The sequence below is a fragment of the Pseudomonas sp. UW4 genome (assembly GCF_000316175.1).
In the GTDB taxonomy this organism is placed as follows: domain Bacteria; phylum Pseudomonadota; class Gammaproteobacteria; order Pseudomonadales; family Pseudomonadaceae; genus Aquipseudomonas; species Aquipseudomonas laurylsulfatiphila.
The window spans coordinates 4528728-4542514 of sequence record NC_019670.1 but is presented as its reverse complement, the minus strand read 5'-3'; the positions used below and the strand labels follow the sequence as shown (position 1 = coordinate 4542514).

Genomic DNA, 13787 nt, shown 5'->3' with positions numbered 1-13787 from the left:
GATGTTTCGGTGATTTTTGGAGTTTCTATGCTCGAACAGGCTCAACGCGTCCTCAAGGACATCTTCGGCTACGACAGTTTCCGTGGCCGCCAGGGTGCAATCATTGAGCGCGTGGCCAGCGGTGGCGATGCCCTGGTACTGATGCCTACCGGTGGCGGCAAGTCATTGTGTTTCCAGGTCCCGGCGTTGCTGCGCGAAGGCCTGGCCGTGGTAGTTTCGCCGCTGATCGCCCTGATGGACGACCAGGTCGCCACCCTGGAAGAGCTGGGTGTGGCCGCCGCCGCGTTGAACTCCACCCTCAGCGCCGAGCAGCAGCGCGACCTCGCCGCCCGCATCCGCCGCGGTGAAGTGAAAATGCTCTATCTGGCGCCGGAGCGTCTGGTCCAGCCGCGCATGCTGTCATTTCTGCAGGGACTGAACATTTCCCTGTTCGCCATCGACGAAGCCCACTGCGTATCGCAATGGGGGCATGACTTCCGTCCGGAATACCTTCAACTGGGCCAGTTGGCGGAAATGTTCCCCGACGTGCCGCGCATCGCCCTGACCGCCACGGCCGACAAGCGCACCCGGGAAGAAATCGTCACCCGGCTGCACCTGCAAGACGCCGAGCGCTTCCTGTCGAGCTTCGACCGACCGAACATCTTTTATCGCATCGTGCCCAAGGAGCAGCCGCGCAAGCAGTTGCTGGCGTTCCTTTCCGAGCGCCGCAGCGATGCCGGCATCGTGTATTGCCTGTCGCGCAAGAAAGTCGAGGAAGTCGCCGCCTTCCTCAGCGAACAGGGCTTCCCGGCGCTGCCGTACCACGCCGGTCTGCCCAACGATTTGCGGGCTTACCATCAGAAGCGCTTCCTCAACGAAGAAGGCCTGATCATGGTTGCCACCGTGGCGTTCGGCATGGGCATCGACAAGCCCAACGTGCGTTTTGTCGCGCATCTCGATTTGCCGAAATCCCTGGAGGCCTACTACCAGGAAACCGGCCGTGGCGGCCGTGATGGCCTGCCAGCAGACGCCTGGATGGCCTACGGCCTGCAAGACGTGGTGATGCTCAAGCAGATGCTGCAGAACTCCGAAGGCGACGAGCGCCACAAACGCCTGGAGCAGCATAAGCTCGACGCCATGCTCTCGCTCTGTGAAGAAACCCGCTGCCGTCGACAAACGCTGCTGGCCTACTTCGACGAGGACATGCCCCAGCCTTGCGGTCATTGCGACAACTGCGTCGACGGCGTGCAGACCTGGGATGCCACCGAGCCCGCGCGGCAGGCGCTTTCGGCGATCTACCGCACCGGTCAACGCTACGGTGTCGGACACCTGGTGGATGTATTGCTGGGCAAGGACAACGAAAAGGTCCGAAACATCGGCCATCAGCATCTTTCGGTGTTTGGCGTTGGCAAGGCGATGACAGAGGGCGAGTGGCGCTCGTTGTTCCGCCAACTGGTGGCCCGTGGTCTGGCCGACATCGACCTCGAAGGCTACGGTGGCCTGCGCCTGAGCGACAGTTGCCGGCCGCTGCTCAAAGGCGAGGTGACCCTGGAGTTGCGCCGCGACCTCAAGGCGCAAACCGTGGCGAAAAGCAGCAAGAGCCAGGCGAGCCAACTGGTCCGTGGCGAGGAGCGCGAACAGTGGGAAGCCCTGCGTGCCCTGCGGCGCAAGCTCGCCGAAGAACATGGCGTGCCGCCGTATGTCATCTTCCCCGACTCGACCTTGCTGGAGATGCTGCGCAGCCAGCCGACCTCGCTGGCGCAAATGGCCACGGTCAGCGGTGTCGGCGCGCGCAAGCTGGAGCGTTACGGCGAGGCCTTCCTCGAAGTACTCGGTGGCCAGGTCGAGGCACCGAAACCGGTGGCCGACGTACGTCACGAACTGATCACGCTGGCGCGAGCCGGTATGACACCCGTGCAGATCGCCGGTCAGTTGCAGTGCTCGGAAAAGAACGTCTACGCCATGCTGGCCGAAGCGATCGGCAAGCAGCAGTTGTCGCTGGAGCAGGCGCTGGATCTGCCTGAAGACCTGATGGGCGAAGTCCAGGACGCCTTCCTCGACGGCGAGGGCGAATTGCCGCCGGTTTCCGAGATCGCCGCGCTGTTCGCGGGCCGGGTACCGGAAGGGGTTTTGTACTGTGTTCGCGCTGCCTTGCAGTCGGAATTCGAGATTTGAGACATCCGTAGTGCTGATGTAACGATTCAGTACAGATCAAGTCTTGCCTCGGATCGAGGCTCATGCTTAGCTGACTAATAATTAGTTTTTATTTATTTCAGTCTAATCATGAGTGTTTTATGCCGTTAACCGATCAACACCGCTTTGGCATGCAATTGGCCCAGATGTCCCGTGGCTGGCGTGCCGAACTGGACCGCCGTCTGGCGGGCATGGGCTTGTCCCAGGCGCGCTGGCTGGTGCTGCTGCACCTGGCCCGTTTCGAAGAAGCTCCGACCCAGCGGGAGCTGGCACAAAGCGTTGGCGTCGAAGGCCCGACCCTGGCCCGTTTGCTCGACAGTCTGGAAAGCCAGGGGCTGGTGCAACGCCAGGCTGTGCTGGAAGACCGTCGGGCGAAGAAAATCGTGCTCTGCGCCCCGGCGCTTCCCCTGATCGAACAAATTGAAACCATTGCCACGCAACTGCGTCACGAACTGTTCGAAGGCGTCGATGAGGCGGATTTGAAGGTGTGCATGCGGGTTCACGGCCATATCCTGGGCAACCTTGAAAAATCCTGAGGCATAACCGACTGCCAGGCTTTTGAGAGACCGCATTGCGCAGACTATAAGAACTACTCGGCGATATCGTGTTCGTAACGGATGTACGAACGCGTACGGGTAATTTTTGTAGATCTCAAGGATGCTCATGCTCAAGTGTTGGCGGTTGGTTTTGCGCGGTTGTTCACAGGGGTTGCTGGCTGGGGCGGCGGTCACTTACTCGGCATGGGCACCGGCGCAGGGCCTGGGTGAAATCACCCTGCATTCGGCGCTGAATCAACCGCTGCGTGCCGATATCGCCCTGGTGGATGCGGCTGGCCTGGAGGAGGGTGAGCTGTCGGTGAGCCTGGCATCGGCAGACGAGTTCAGCCGTGCCGGGGTCGACCGGGTCTTTTTCCTCGACAACCTGACATTCACTCCGGTCCTGCGCGGCAAGCGCAGCGTGATCCAGGTGACATCCAGCAAACCGGTCAGTGAACCCTTCCTGAATTTCCTCGTGCAGCTCAATCAGCCCAACGCCCGGTTATTGCGCGAGTACACGGTGCTGATCGATCCACCGGGGTCGCCAGGCATTGTTGCCGCCACCGATGAACCGGTTTCCCGTTCCCCGGCGTCTGCATTCCCCAGGGTTCAACCGGTCGAAACGCCGCCACCCGTGGCAAGGACGACGCCAGCAACTGACGTCTCCATGGTTGATCCCGCTGTCGAACAACTGGCTGCCAGCACTCTGCAAAACCACCAGCTTCAATCCACAGTCGATGAACTCAATGCGAAGCTGCAAAGCCAGGATGAGCTGATCGATGGCCAGAAACAGCAGTTGGTCGAGCTGCAAACCCAACTGGCTGAACTCAAGAAGGTAAAGGCGCAACCCATGGTTTCTGATGCAGTGGCACCGGCCCCCGCCATTGCTGACCCCCCCGGGGTTGGCTGGTTGCAGATTGCCGGTGTGTCGGCGTTGATGGGGTTGCTGGCGCTGGGCTGGTTTGTACGTCGTCGGCGCCAGCAGCATCAGGCCACGGATTCAGAGGCTCTGCCGTCGCCACATGAGCCGTCGGCTGAGTTTTTTACCGAGCCAGTGATCTGGCCGCCCGTCGCGCAATCGCCCACTGCGCAGCGCGACGGGGTGCCAGCCAATGTTGAACTCGAGTGGGTCGATAACCGTCATTCCATCCCGGTCGCTGCTGCCGTGGCGGCTCCGGGTTTGGCGATACCCGGCGAATCCGTCATTGACGATGAGTACCGGCTCAACCTGGAGGAGCTGTCCATGGCGTCGAGTTGGGACGTGATCAGCCTGGACGAGACCAGGCAGCCGGTGGCTCTGGCCATGATCGAGCCTGCGTTCGGGTTAGAGGCACAACCTGATCAGCCGACTCGACAGTCACCGGCCGGGCTATCATAGCGGCGTCGTCAAACTCTGGAGTTGCTTCCCATCATGACTGCCCACAAACCGGAAATCGTCATCACCTATTGCACGCAATGCCAGTGGCTGTTGCGTGCGGCCTGGCTGGCCCAGGAACTGCTCAGCACCTTTGGTGACGACCTGGGCAAAGTCTCCCTGGTGCCGGGCACCGGTGGGGTCTTTCATATTTTCTGTGACGCCGTGCAGATCTGGGAGCGCAAGGCGGACGGTGGCTTCCCTGAAGCCAAAGTGCTCAAGCAGCGGGTCCGCGACCAGATCGACCCGGACCGCGACCTGGGGCACAACGACCGCACTCAGTGAGACGCAGCCTCGGCGGTAACGGCTTTCTTGCTCGAACTGCTTGAGAGCCTGCTGGACACCACTATTGCCACAATGATCAAAGCACCTCCCAGCAACATGCGCAGGGTCGGGTTTTCGTTGAACAGCAGCCAGGCGACGGTGATGCCGTAGACCGGCTCCAGGGCGAACACCACGGCGGCGGTGCGTGCCTTGATCACCGCCAGGCTGGCGACAAACAAACTGTGGGCGACACCGGTACAGAACACCCCGAGCAGGCCGATCCACAGCCAGTCGAGGGCGCGTACTTCGCTCAATTGAGGCGCCGCCACGGGCAGCAGGCACAGGGCAACCACCACGTTCTGGCACAGCGCGGCCTGCACGGGCGGGACGCGCCCGGAGCCGGCACGGTTGGTCAGCGACAGCAGGGCAAACAACAACCCGGAACCCACGGCCCACAGCAAGCCGGTGGTGGCGCCGCTGGCCAGGTCAAAATCAGGCGTAACCAGCACCAGCCCGACACTTACCAGCAGCACCAGCACAATCTCATTGGCGCGAATGCGCTCGCGGAAGATCAACCCTTCGAGGATCACGGTAAAGGCCGGGAAACTGGCGAAGCCGAGCGTTGCAATCGCCACGCCTGCGACTTTCACCGCAATGAAGAAACTCACCCAGTGTCCGGCGAGCAACAAGCCGCCGAGCAGCAGCCGACGCCAGTCCACGGCCTCGAGTTTGTGCCAGCGCGTCTGGCTGGCGAACCGTGCAAAAAACGCCAGTGCGAGCACGGCAAAAGCGGCACGGCCGAACACGATGATCGCCGGTGATGCGGCAGCCAGTTTGCCGAACACGCCGGTCAGGCCGAACATCAATGCGCCGATATGCAAGGCGCCAAGTGCGGTACGGGGAGTCATTGCAATCCTTGATGACAAACGAACAGAGGCCTCATTGAAGCGCGTAATGGCCCGTCAAGTCTGTCGGCAGACTAGCGTTTTTTGTCGCCAGCCTCGCGCCGCAGTTTTCCGGGCGATGCCCCGAACTCGCGCAGCACCGCCGCCGCGAAGGCACTCTGGGAGCTGTAGCCGACGCGGCTGGCAATCTCGCCGATGGGCAGCGCCGAGTTGCGCAGCAAGCCCACAGCGATATGCAGGCGTCGGCTGCGGATGTAGTCCATCGGCGTCTGCCCGCATTCAGCCACGAACCGCGCATGCAAACGGGCACTGGAGAGGCCGGCCACCCGGGCCAGGTCGGCCACCTGCAGCGGGTACGCCGCGTACTGATCGATGTGTGCATTCAGCGCGGCATAGGGCAGGCGCCGACCGCCGACGGCATCGGGCCTGGCGTTGTTCAGGCTGGCCAGCAACAGCACCGCACCTTGTTGTGCGATCAGCGGATCCTCGACCGGACTGTTCGCCAGCCAGCTGACCAATTGGCTTTGTCCCGCGTCCAGGGGCAGGCGGCCGGCGTTGTCGAGCAAGCGTCGGCTGGACTCGGCGTGATCGCCCAACGACTGCGAAACCCATTGTTCGCCGGGCACATCCAGCACCAGGCAGCGGCTGCCATTGGCGCTGCCACACGCGTGATGCGCGCCGCAGGGCACCACCACGAAACTCTGCTGGACCACCTGGCTGCCACGGCCGTCAACCTCGAAATCCAGGGCGCCCGAAAGCCCGAACACCAGTTGCGCGTGGTCGTGGCTGTGGACGATCAGGTCGTGGCTGTATTGGCGCAGCGTGAGGATCGGTCTCATCGCGGGTCTCCCGGTTCAGGGCGTCAGTCTACACCGAGCGGGCCAACAAGCGTTGTCACAGGACTGACTTGACGCTGTCATGGACCATTAACCGGGCCACGGCAGACTTGGCAAAACTTGCCAGAGGGTTGCCCATGACCAGCGCCGAGCTCGCCAAACCCACCCGTAAGCAACGCGTACGGACGCTATGGATTTCCGACGTGCATTTGGGCACCCGGGATTGCCAGGCTGAACACCTGTCGCAGTTTCTCAAGGGCTACCACGCGGACAGAATCTACCTGGTCGGTGACATCATCGACGGCTGGAAACTGCGCGGCGGCATGTACTGGCCGCAGGCGCACACCAACGTGATCCGTCGCCTGTTGACCATGAGCAAACGTGGCACCGAGGTGATCTACGTCACCGGCAACCACGATGAGTTTCTGCGCCGCTATTCGAAACTGACTCTGGGCAATATCCAGTTGGTGGACGAAGCAGTACACGTCACCGCCGACGGCCGGCATCTGCTGGTGATCCATGGCGACCAGTTCGATGTGATCACCCGGTATCATCGCTGGCTGGCCTTTCTCGGCGATTCGGCCTACGAATTCACACTGACCCTCAACCGCTGGCTCAATCATTGGCGCGCGCGATATGGCTACGGCTACTGGTCGCTGTCGGCCTACCTCAAGCACAAGGTGAAAACCGCGGTCAGCTTCATCAGCGACTTCGAAGAAGCCATCGCCCATGAATGCGTGAAGCGCGAGCTGCACGGCGTGGTGTGCGGGCACATTCACCATGCCGAGATTCGCAAGGTGGGCGAGGTGGATTATCTCAATTGCGGCGACTGGGTAGAGTCGTGCACGGCGCTGATCGAGCATTGGGATGGTTCGATCGAGCTGTATCGGCTGGCGGATGCCCAGGCGCGGGAGGCGCAGATGAAGGCGGCCAAGGTTGCCGAGTTGGCCTGACAGTCATTCGGTGTTGGTGCTGGCCTCTTCGCGGGCAAGTCGGATCGCCGCACCGCCGCTCCCACAGTGATCCCGGTCGATCACAACTTTTGTATACACCAGAGAACCTGTGGGAGCGGGCTTGCCCGCGAATGGACCGCGCAGCGGTCCTGTCAGGCTGGCGAGTGTTCTTCCATCGCCGCCTTGTAGATCGAGTTCCTGGGGTGCGCAAACAACCGCTCCATCATCGGCTCGAAGAAGCTCAATGGCAGCGTGTCATACGCCGGATCAAACGCCGCCGCATCGTATTTGGCACAGAACTCTGCGGTCGCCTGGTACTGCGGATGGTCCTGGAACTGCTCACGCAGATGCCGATCCATGCCCAGGTGATGAAAGAAGTAGTAGCCCTGGAAAATCCCGTGCTTTTCCACCATCCACAGGTTCTCGGCGCTGACGAACGGCTTGAGGATTGCTGCGGCGATGTCCGGGTGGTTGTAGGAGCCCAGGGTGTCACCGATGTCATGGAGCAGGGCGCAGACCACGTATTCCTCGTCGCGACCATCGCGAAAGGCGCGGGTGGCGGTTTGCAGGGAATGGGTCAGGCGATCCACCGGGAACCCGCCAAAATCCCCCTCCAGTAACTTCAGGTGCGCCACAATCCTTGTCGGCAATTGTCGCGCGTAGGCACTGAAGTCTGCGGCGATGATCGCCCAGTCTTCCTGCGTGCCGTCCTTCATGTGGGTGAAGCGGGCATTGGCATTCATAGGCAACTCTCTTGTGACGGATGTTCTCTAGAACGGAACGCGCCCCAGCACCATGTCCCGGTACATGACAAAATCGCCGAGCAGGCTATAGAGGGGGTGTTGGAACGTTGCCGGGCGGTTCTTCTCGAAGAAGAAGTGACCGACCCAAGCAAAGCTGTAACCTGCCACAGGCAGGGTCCACAACAGCATCCAGGCTCCGCGACCGATGGTCAGCGCCAGTATCAAGATAACCAGCGTCGTGCCGATAAAATGCAGACGGCGGCAGGTACTGTTGCTGTGTTCGCTGAGGTAATACGGGTAGAACTCGGCGAAACTGTTGAATCGTTTGATGTTTTCCACGACTGCGATCTCTGTGGTTATTGTTCTGGCTGCAAGTTGTTCTGCGGGTAGCTTATTTGAGTCTAGAGTGATCAATGGCATCAGCCAGTGACAATAGGCGCCACTTTAGTATCCTTCGGTCAATAGCCGTCGCATGCGGCTCACCATGTAAGAAAACGCCATGAGCGAACGAACGACTTCTGCAAGCTGGGCGATGGGGATTGTCAAAGCGCTGGAGATGGACGGCCTGGATTGCCGGGTTCTGTTCAAGCAGCTGGGGCTCGACTACGCGGCACTGGATGATCCGGATGCGCGCTTCCCGCAAGACTCCATGACACGGCTGTGGCAACGCGCGGTCGAACTGTCCGGCAACCCGGCCATCGGCCTGAACATGGGCAAGGTGGTGCGACCGGCGCAGTTCCATGTGACCGGTTACGCCTTGATGTCCAGCCAGACACTGGCCGAAGGTTTTCAGCGTCTGGTGCGCTATCAGCGGATCATCGCCGAAAGTGCCGACCTGAGTTTCCAGTTGCTGGACGAAGGCTATGCGCTGATTCTGACGGTGCATGGCGACCATCTGCCACCGACCCGGCAAAGTGCCGAAGCTTCACTGGCCTGCGCCCTGGCGCTGTGCAGCTGGTTGACCGGGCGAACGTTGCAACCACGCAAAGTGTTGCTGCAAGGCGCTGAGCCGGCCAATCCGGAACCCTATAAACAAGCCTTCCATTCACCGCTGGTGTTCAACGCGCCTTACGATGCGCTGATTTTCGAGCGTTCGGACATGGAAGCGCCCTTGCCGACGGCCAACGAAGCCATGGCGTTGCTGCATGACCGCTTTGCCGGTGAGTACCTGGCGCGCTTTTCCGAAAGCCGCGTGACGCACAAGGCGCGGCAGGTGTTGTGCCGCCTGTTGCCCCAGGGCGAGCCGAAGCGCGACACCGTGGCGCAGACACTGCATCTTTCCCAGCGCACCTTGCAACGGCGCTTGCAGGAAGAGGGCACGAGTTTTCAGGCGCTGCTGGACGATACCCGCCGCGAACTGGCCGAGCAGTACCTGGCTCAACCGAACATGACCTTGCTGGAAATCGCCTACTTGCTGGGGTTCGCCGATCCGAGCAACTTCTTCCGCGCTTTCCGCCGCTGGTTCGATGCCACACCCGGCGAGTACCGGATGCGGCTGATGCAGGCACCTGAAGCGGTCAATGACGCCAAAATGCCGGAATACACAGCACAAACACAGTGATGATCTCCAGTCGGCCGAGCAGCATGCCGAACGACAGAATCCACTTGGCGGCATCGGGCAGGGTCGCGAAGTTACCTGCCGGGCCGATGGTCTCACCGAGCCCCGGGCCGACACCGGACACGGTACTGGCCGCGCCGGTGAGGGCGGTCATCCAGTCCACGCCGAGCAGCGACAGCAGCAGCGCAATCACGCAGATGGTGATCGCAAAGAAGAACGAAAAGGTCAGGATCGAACGCACGATTTCTTCGTCGAGGCGGTGACCGTTGTACTTCTGCTTGATCACCGCGCGCGGATGAATCAGCTGGTTAAGGTTGGCCTTGAGCAGGATATAGGCCACCTGGAAGCGGAAAATCTTGATACCACCCGCGGTCGATCCGGAACAACCGCCGACAAACCCCAGATAGAAAAACAGCATCAGCGAGAAATTGCCCCAGAGGCTGTAGTCCCCCAGTGCAAAACCGGTGGTGGTCACTACCGACGTCACGTTCAGCGCCACATGCCGCAGCGCCTCCAGCCAATGCAGCTGGGTCGTCCACCAATACCAGGTGCCGAGTACCAGCCAGGTCACCAGCAGCATGCCGAGCAGGCCTTGAACCTGTTCATCCTTGATCAGCGCCCGACGGTTGCCGCGCAACGTGGTGACATACAGGGTGAACGGCAGGGCCCCGAGAATCATGACGACGATCGCGACCCAATGCACCGCAGGCTCCGGCCACTTGGCCAAAGACTGGTCGGAGGTAGAGAAACCGCCGGTGGAAATCGCCGACATGGCGTGGTTGATCGCGTCGAACAGGCTCATCCCGGCCCACCAGAACGCCAGGCTGCCGACAATGGTAATGCCGACGTAGGTTGCCACGATCAGGCGCGCCACCATGTGCGAGCGGGGCATGACTTTTTCCGAGCGGTCCGACGATTCGGTTTGGAACAGCCGCATGCCGCCGATGCGCAGCAGCGGCAGAATCGCCACCGCCATGCCGATGAAGCCGATGCCGCCGAGCCAGTGCAGCAACGAGCGCCACATCAGGATGCCGGGGGACATGGTGTCCAGGCCGCTGAGTACGGTTGCGCCAGTGGCGGTGATGCCGGACATGCTTTCGAAGAACGAGTCGGTGTAGCTGATGTTTTGGGTCAGCAGGAACGGCAGCGCGGCGAAGATGCACACCACCAGCCAACTGCTGACGGTCAGCAGGTACATGTCTCGGGGGCGCAGGTGCACGTGCTCGGGGCGCCCCGGAATCACCAGCGCCAAACCGGCGACAAAGGTGATCATGCTGGCCCAGAGGAACGACGGCAGATCGCTGGTGCGGTCGAAAATGACCAGCGTGGCCATGGGGATGACCATGGAGATCGCCAGCGTGATCAGGAAGATGCCGATGATGAAACCAATGATCCGTAAGGTCGGCAACGCCATGAGGTCCGCTCGGCTGATAGAGGAAAGGGCGCCATTCTACCTGTGAGGCAGGGCATGTAAACCGGCACTGCTGCGGCAGTTACAGCTAGAATAGCCGCACAAATTTTTCAGGAGGTGGCCGATGCAGGCTCTCGACGCTTTGCTCAACCGTGTTTCCGTTCCGCGACTGATTGACCCTGCACCCACTGCCGAGCAGCGCGAGGTGCTGTTCAGTGCCGCCATGCGCGCTCCGGATCACGGTCACTTGCAGCCTTGGCGCTTCCTGACGGTGGAAGGCGCGGCACGCGAGCAAATGGGTGAGCTGCTGGTCGAAGCGGCGAAACTTTCGGACAGCGAAGTCAGCGAAGCGGCCATCGACAAGGCGCGCAATAATCCGCTGCGGGCACCGCTGGTGGTGGTGGTGATTGCGCGGTTGCAGGATCACGTCAAGTATCCGAAGTCCGAGCAGTTGCTGGCGGCGGGCTGTGCGGCCCACGGGATCTTGCTGGCGGCCTATGCGCAGGGCATTGGCGCGGTGTGGCGTACCGGTGACCTGGCGTACTCGCCGCATGTGGCCAAGGGTTTGGGCCTGGCGGAGGGGGAAGAGGTGATTGCTTTCCTGTACCTGGGCACACCGCAGAAAGAACCGCGGGTGGCCGAGAAAGTCGACCTGGCCGAATTCGTCAGCGCCTGGTCCGGGAAGGACTGACACCGCAAACCCTGTGGGAGCGAGCTTGCTCGCGATAGCGGCAGTACATTTAACATTGAAGTGACTGAAAAACCGCCATCGCGAGTAAGCTCGCTCCCACAGTAGATCTGTGTCATTCAGAGTCGGGGTGACAGCCTCAGGGTTGTACGACAGCCCCCGGCACCAACGGCAATTCCAGGCTGGCAATGAACCCGCCTTCAGGGTGATTGGCCAGTACCAGGCAGCCGCCATGGCGCTCCGCCGCTCGCCGGGCGATGGCCAGGCCCAGGCCGTGTCCGGCCGCGGTCTGCCCCGGTGCACGATAGAACGGCTCACCGAGCTGGCTCAAATATTCGGCACTGACCCCGGGCCCGTGATCGCGCACGGTCACGACGATTCGCTCACCCTGACGCAGTGCCTGCATTTCGATCGGCAGGCCACCCACCGGATTGAAACGCTGGGCGTTGCGCAGCAAATTGTCCACGGCCCGTTCGATCATGGTCGGCCAGCCCTTCAGATTCAGTTGCGACTCGGCTTCGAGGTGTACGAGTTGCTCGGGTGAACCGAGTTGAGCATCCTTCTGCAAGGTGTTGAGCAAGGCATTCAGGTCCACCTCTTCGGCACTGGCGTTATCGGAGTCGACCCGCGCCAGTACCAGGATTTCGCTGATCAGCGCTTCCAGTCGGTCGCATTCCCGGGTCAGGCGCGGCCATAGCTGTTCCCGTTCCTGTGGGCCAGCCCGTTCGGCGAGCGCCAGCGCGATACGCAGACGGGCCAGAGGCGAGCGCAGTTCGTGGGAGACATCGCGCAGCAGTTGCCGCTGGCTGCCAATCAGACTCTGCAGGCGCGCACCCATGCGGTTGAAGTCATTGGCCAGGACGCCAAACTCATCGCGACGGTTGGCCAGCTTGACCAGGCTGTTCTGTTGATACGTGGTTTGTCCCAGGTCATGCACCGCTCCGCGCAGACGGCTGAGCGGGCGAGTGATGGAAAAGGTCACCAGCAGGCTGAACAGGGTCAGCACCACCAGGGCGATTCCCAGGGCACTGAGCGGCCAGAGCAGGCTCTCGCGGTGCCAGGCGTTCAGTTCCGGGTGTGGAATGCGATAGATGAACAGGAAGGTGTCACCGGTTTTTTCACTGGTGAACTCATCGGTCAGACGCCGCCATGGCAGGCGCCGGTCATCATTGTTCTGGCGCGCCTCGAAGGCCGCCGCACGTCTGGGGAAGGTGCCGCGCACCACCGGATCGCCGCTTTCGTTAAGCACCTGAACGTCGATGTGATACTGGCGTTTGCGTTGCTGGAGAATGTCCTGGGCGGCGTCTTCGCCCTGACTTTCGTAAGTCTGCGTCCACTGTTCGGCCAGCGTGTTGAGGCCCGGGTGGCGGCTGAGAATCCATGCATCCTGGTTGAGCATGTGCCCGAGCAGGATGGAAAGCCCTGCAACCAGAGCGATGGCCAGCCAGAAGCTGGCCAGGATACGCCAGAACAATGAACGCACAGGAAATCCTCGAACAAACACAGAATCCCATGTAGGAGCGAGCCTGTGGCGAGGGGGCTTGCCCCCGTTCGGCTGCGCAGCAGTCGTAAACCCGTTACATGCGGTTTAACGTTGAGATGCCGGGGTCGCTTCGCAACCCAACGGGGGCAAGCCCCCTCGCCACACAGGCTCGCTCCTACAGTAGATCAAAAGCATCAGACCCAACGGTGTTCAGCCGTCGGGTCCGGGGTCAGCGCATTATTGCGCTTTTTGCGGTTGCTGCGCTTTCCAGGCTTTGAACTCGGCCCATTCGGCGCGACGCTCAGCCTGTTTCTTCTGGATCTCGTCGAATTGCTTCTGTTGATCCGGTTTCAGCAGTGCCCGTACGTCAGCTTCGGCTTTCTTGTGGTTGGCGGCCATTTCATCTTTCATGGCTTTCTGGTCGGCTGGCGAGAGTTTCTCCAGGTACTTGTCAACCAGTTGCTTACGCTCGCGCATCTGCTCGCCCATGATCTTGCGGATCTGCTCGCGCTGTTCGCGGCTCAGGTCCAGTTCACTGTACGGGCCTTTGCCGTGCATGCCGTGCATCTGACCACCGTGGCGCGAACCGTCCATCGGCCCACCCATCGAGCCTGCGCCTTCAGGCATGGCCATGGCCACGGTCGGCAGGGCAGCCGCGAACATCAGAGCGATAAGAGTCTTGCGCATGGTGAATCTCCTTGTCTCGTTCCCGGTACGTTCCGGATGAGTACAGATTACGCAGATCAAGGTCAGCGGCGGTCAGCGAAGGGTAAAGCTTGGGTAAAGACGATTTCGCGCCGACCTGACAAAACTTCAGATGACTG

14 protein-coding genes are annotated in these 13787 nt (G+C 61.3%); 7 read left to right on the top strand and 7 right to left on the bottom strand.

Features of this window, described 5'->3' with window-relative positions; all coding sequences use genetic code 11:
• The first annotated feature begins 27 nt into the window (after nucleotides 1–27).
• From recQ to PPUTUW4_RS20000, 4 genes are all read left to right on the top strand, one after another.
• Nucleotides 28–2154: a DNA helicase RecQ gene (recQ, locus tag PPUTUW4_RS20015; protein WP_015096309.1), complete on the top strand. Its 2127-nt coding sequence runs from the start codon at nucleotides 28–30 to the stop codon at nucleotides 2152–2154.
• 119 nt (nucleotides 2155–2273) lie between these two features.
• Nucleotides 2274–2708, top strand: a complete 435-nt coding sequence (locus PPUTUW4_RS20010) for a MarR family transcriptional regulator (RefSeq protein WP_007975279.1) — start codon at nucleotides 2274–2276, stop codon at nucleotides 2706–2708.
• A 127-nt stretch (nucleotides 2709–2835) separates the two neighbouring features.
• A complete protein-coding gene (locus tag PPUTUW4_RS20005; RefSeq protein WP_015096308.1) occupies nucleotides 2836–4086 on the top strand; it encodes a hypothetical protein in 1251 nt (416 codons plus the stop codon).
• A 33-nt stretch (nucleotides 4087–4119) separates the two neighbouring features.
• Nucleotides 4120–4407: a SelT/SelW/SelH family protein gene (locus PPUTUW4_RS20000; protein WP_015096307.1), complete on the top strand. Its 288-nt coding sequence runs from the start codon at nucleotides 4120–4122 to the stop codon at nucleotides 4405–4407.
• On the opposite strand, the gene PPUTUW4_RS19995 is transcribed toward PPUTUW4_RS20000, so the two are convergent.
• Together PPUTUW4_RS19995 and PPUTUW4_RS19990 are read right to left on the bottom strand one after the other, a co-directional pair.
• Nucleotides 4401–5294 carry a DMT family transporter gene (locus PPUTUW4_RS19995; protein ID WP_015096306.1) on the bottom strand — a complete coding sequence of 298 codons (894 nt, stop codon included), beginning with the start codon at nucleotides 5292–5294 and terminating at the stop codon, nucleotides 4401–4403. The genes PPUTUW4_RS20000 and PPUTUW4_RS19995 overlap by 7 nt on opposite strands.
• 71 nt (nucleotides 5295–5365) lie before the next feature.
• Entirely contained in the window at nucleotides 5366–6130 is a 765-nt protein-coding gene (locus PPUTUW4_RS19990) for an AraC family transcriptional regulator (protein ID WP_015096305.1), read from the bottom strand.
• 134 nt (nucleotides 6131–6264) lie between these two features.
• Here PPUTUW4_RS19990 and PPUTUW4_RS19985 point away from each other — a divergent pair, with 134 nt between their 5' ends.
• Complete coding sequence (locus PPUTUW4_RS19985) at nucleotides 6265–7080, top strand: UDP-2,3-diacylglucosamine diphosphatase (protein WP_015096304.1); 816 nt, start codon at nucleotides 6265–6267, stop codon at nucleotides 7078–7080.
• Nucleotides 7081–7232: 152 nt separating this feature from the next.
• On the opposite strand, the gene PPUTUW4_RS19980 is transcribed toward PPUTUW4_RS19985, so the two are convergent.
• Both PPUTUW4_RS19980 and PPUTUW4_RS19975 read right to left on the bottom strand, forming a co-directional pair.
• Entirely contained in the window at nucleotides 7233–7823 is a 591-nt protein-coding gene (locus PPUTUW4_RS19980; protein ID WP_015096303.1) for an HD domain-containing protein, read from the bottom strand.
• Nucleotides 7824–7850: 27 nt separating this feature from the next.
• Nucleotides 7851–8162: a DUF962 domain-containing protein gene (locus PPUTUW4_RS19975; protein ID WP_015096302.1), complete on the bottom strand. Its 312-nt coding sequence runs from the start codon at nucleotides 8160–8162 to the stop codon at nucleotides 7851–7853.
• 160 nt (nucleotides 8163–8322) lie between these two features.
• On the opposite strand from PPUTUW4_RS19975, the gene PPUTUW4_RS19970 reads away from it, so the two are divergent.
• Nucleotides 8323–9384 carry an AraC family transcriptional regulator gene (locus PPUTUW4_RS19970; protein ID WP_015096301.1) on the top strand — a complete coding sequence of 354 codons (1062 nt, stop codon included), beginning with the start codon at nucleotides 8323–8325 and terminating at the stop codon, nucleotides 9382–9384.
• Here the strand turns inward: PPUTUW4_RS19970 and PPUTUW4_RS19965 are convergent.
• Entirely contained in the window at nucleotides 9341–10795 is a 1455-nt protein-coding gene (locus tag PPUTUW4_RS19965; protein ID WP_015096300.1) for a TrkH family potassium uptake protein, read from the bottom strand. The genes PPUTUW4_RS19970 and PPUTUW4_RS19965 overlap by 44 nt on opposite strands.
• A 121-nt stretch (nucleotides 10796–10916) precedes the next feature.
• Between PPUTUW4_RS19965 and PPUTUW4_RS19960 the strand changes: the two genes are divergently transcribed.
• Nucleotides 10917–11483, top strand: a complete 567-nt coding sequence (locus PPUTUW4_RS19960) for an NAD(P)H nitroreductase (RefSeq protein ID WP_015096299.1) — start codon at nucleotides 10917–10919, stop codon at nucleotides 11481–11483.
• A 136-nt stretch (nucleotides 11484–11619) separates the two neighbouring features.
• On the opposite strand, the gene PPUTUW4_RS19955 is transcribed toward PPUTUW4_RS19960, so the two are convergent.
• On the bottom strand, nucleotides 11620–12963 hold the full coding sequence (locus tag PPUTUW4_RS19955) for a HAMP domain-containing sensor histidine kinase (protein WP_015096298.1): 1344 nt from the start codon (nucleotides 12961–12963) through the stop codon (nucleotides 11620–11622).
• A 237-nt stretch (nucleotides 12964–13200) separates the two neighbouring features.
• Nucleotides 13201–13650 (bottom strand): hypothetical protein, encoded by a 450-nt coding sequence (locus tag PPUTUW4_RS19950; protein ID WP_015096297.1) that lies wholly within the window; start codon nucleotides 13648–13650, stop codon nucleotides 13201–13203.
• Nucleotides 13651–13787: the final 137 nt, after the last annotated feature.

What these genes read in the sequence shown, in the direction of transcription:
- PPUTUW4_RS19960 (WP_015096299.1), top strand. Translation starts at nt 10,917, where the DNA reads ATGCAGGCTCTCGACGCTTTGCTCAACCGTGTTTCCGTTCCGCGACTG.
- PPUTUW4_RS19970 (WP_015096301.1), top strand. Translation starts at nt 8,323, where the DNA reads ATGAGCGAACGAACGACTTCTGCAAGCTGGGCGATGGGGATTGTCAAA.
- PPUTUW4_RS19995 (WP_015096306.1), bottom strand. Translation starts at nt 5,294, where the DNA reads ATGACTCCCCGTACCGCACTTGGCGCCTTGCATATCGGCGCATTGATG.
- PPUTUW4_RS20010 (WP_007975279.1), top strand. Translation starts at nt 2,274, where the DNA reads ATGCCGTTAACCGATCAACACCGCTTTGGCATGCAATTGGCCCAGATG.
- PPUTUW4_RS19950 (WP_015096297.1), bottom strand. Translation starts at nt 13,650, where the DNA reads ATGCGCAAGACTCTTATCGCTCTGATGTTCGCGGCTGCCCTGCCGACC.
- PPUTUW4_RS19985 (WP_015096304.1), top strand. Translation starts at nt 6,265, where the DNA reads ATGACCAGCGCCGAGCTCGCCAAACCCACCCGTAAGCAACGCGTACGG.
- PPUTUW4_RS20000 (WP_015096307.1), top strand. Translation starts at nt 4,120, where the DNA reads ATGACTGCCCACAAACCGGAAATCGTCATCACCTATTGCACGCAATGC.
- PPUTUW4_RS20005 (WP_015096308.1), top strand. Translation starts at nt 2,836, where the DNA reads ATGCTCAAGTGTTGGCGGTTGGTTTTGCGCGGTTGTTCACAGGGGTTG.
- recQ (WP_015096309.1), top strand. Translation starts at nt 28, where the DNA reads ATGCTCGAACAGGCTCAACGCGTCCTCAAGGACATCTTCGGCTACGAC.
- PPUTUW4_RS19965 (WP_015096300.1), bottom strand. Translation starts at nt 10,795, where the DNA reads ATGGCGTTGCCGACCTTACGGATCATTGGTTTCATCATCGGCATCTTC.
- PPUTUW4_RS19980 (WP_015096303.1), bottom strand. Translation starts at nt 7,823, where the DNA reads ATGAATGCCAATGCCCGCTTCACCCACATGAAGGACGGCACGCAGGAA.
- PPUTUW4_RS19990 (WP_015096305.1), bottom strand. Translation starts at nt 6,130, where the DNA reads ATGAGACCGATCCTCACGCTGCGCCAATACAGCCACGACCTGATCGTC.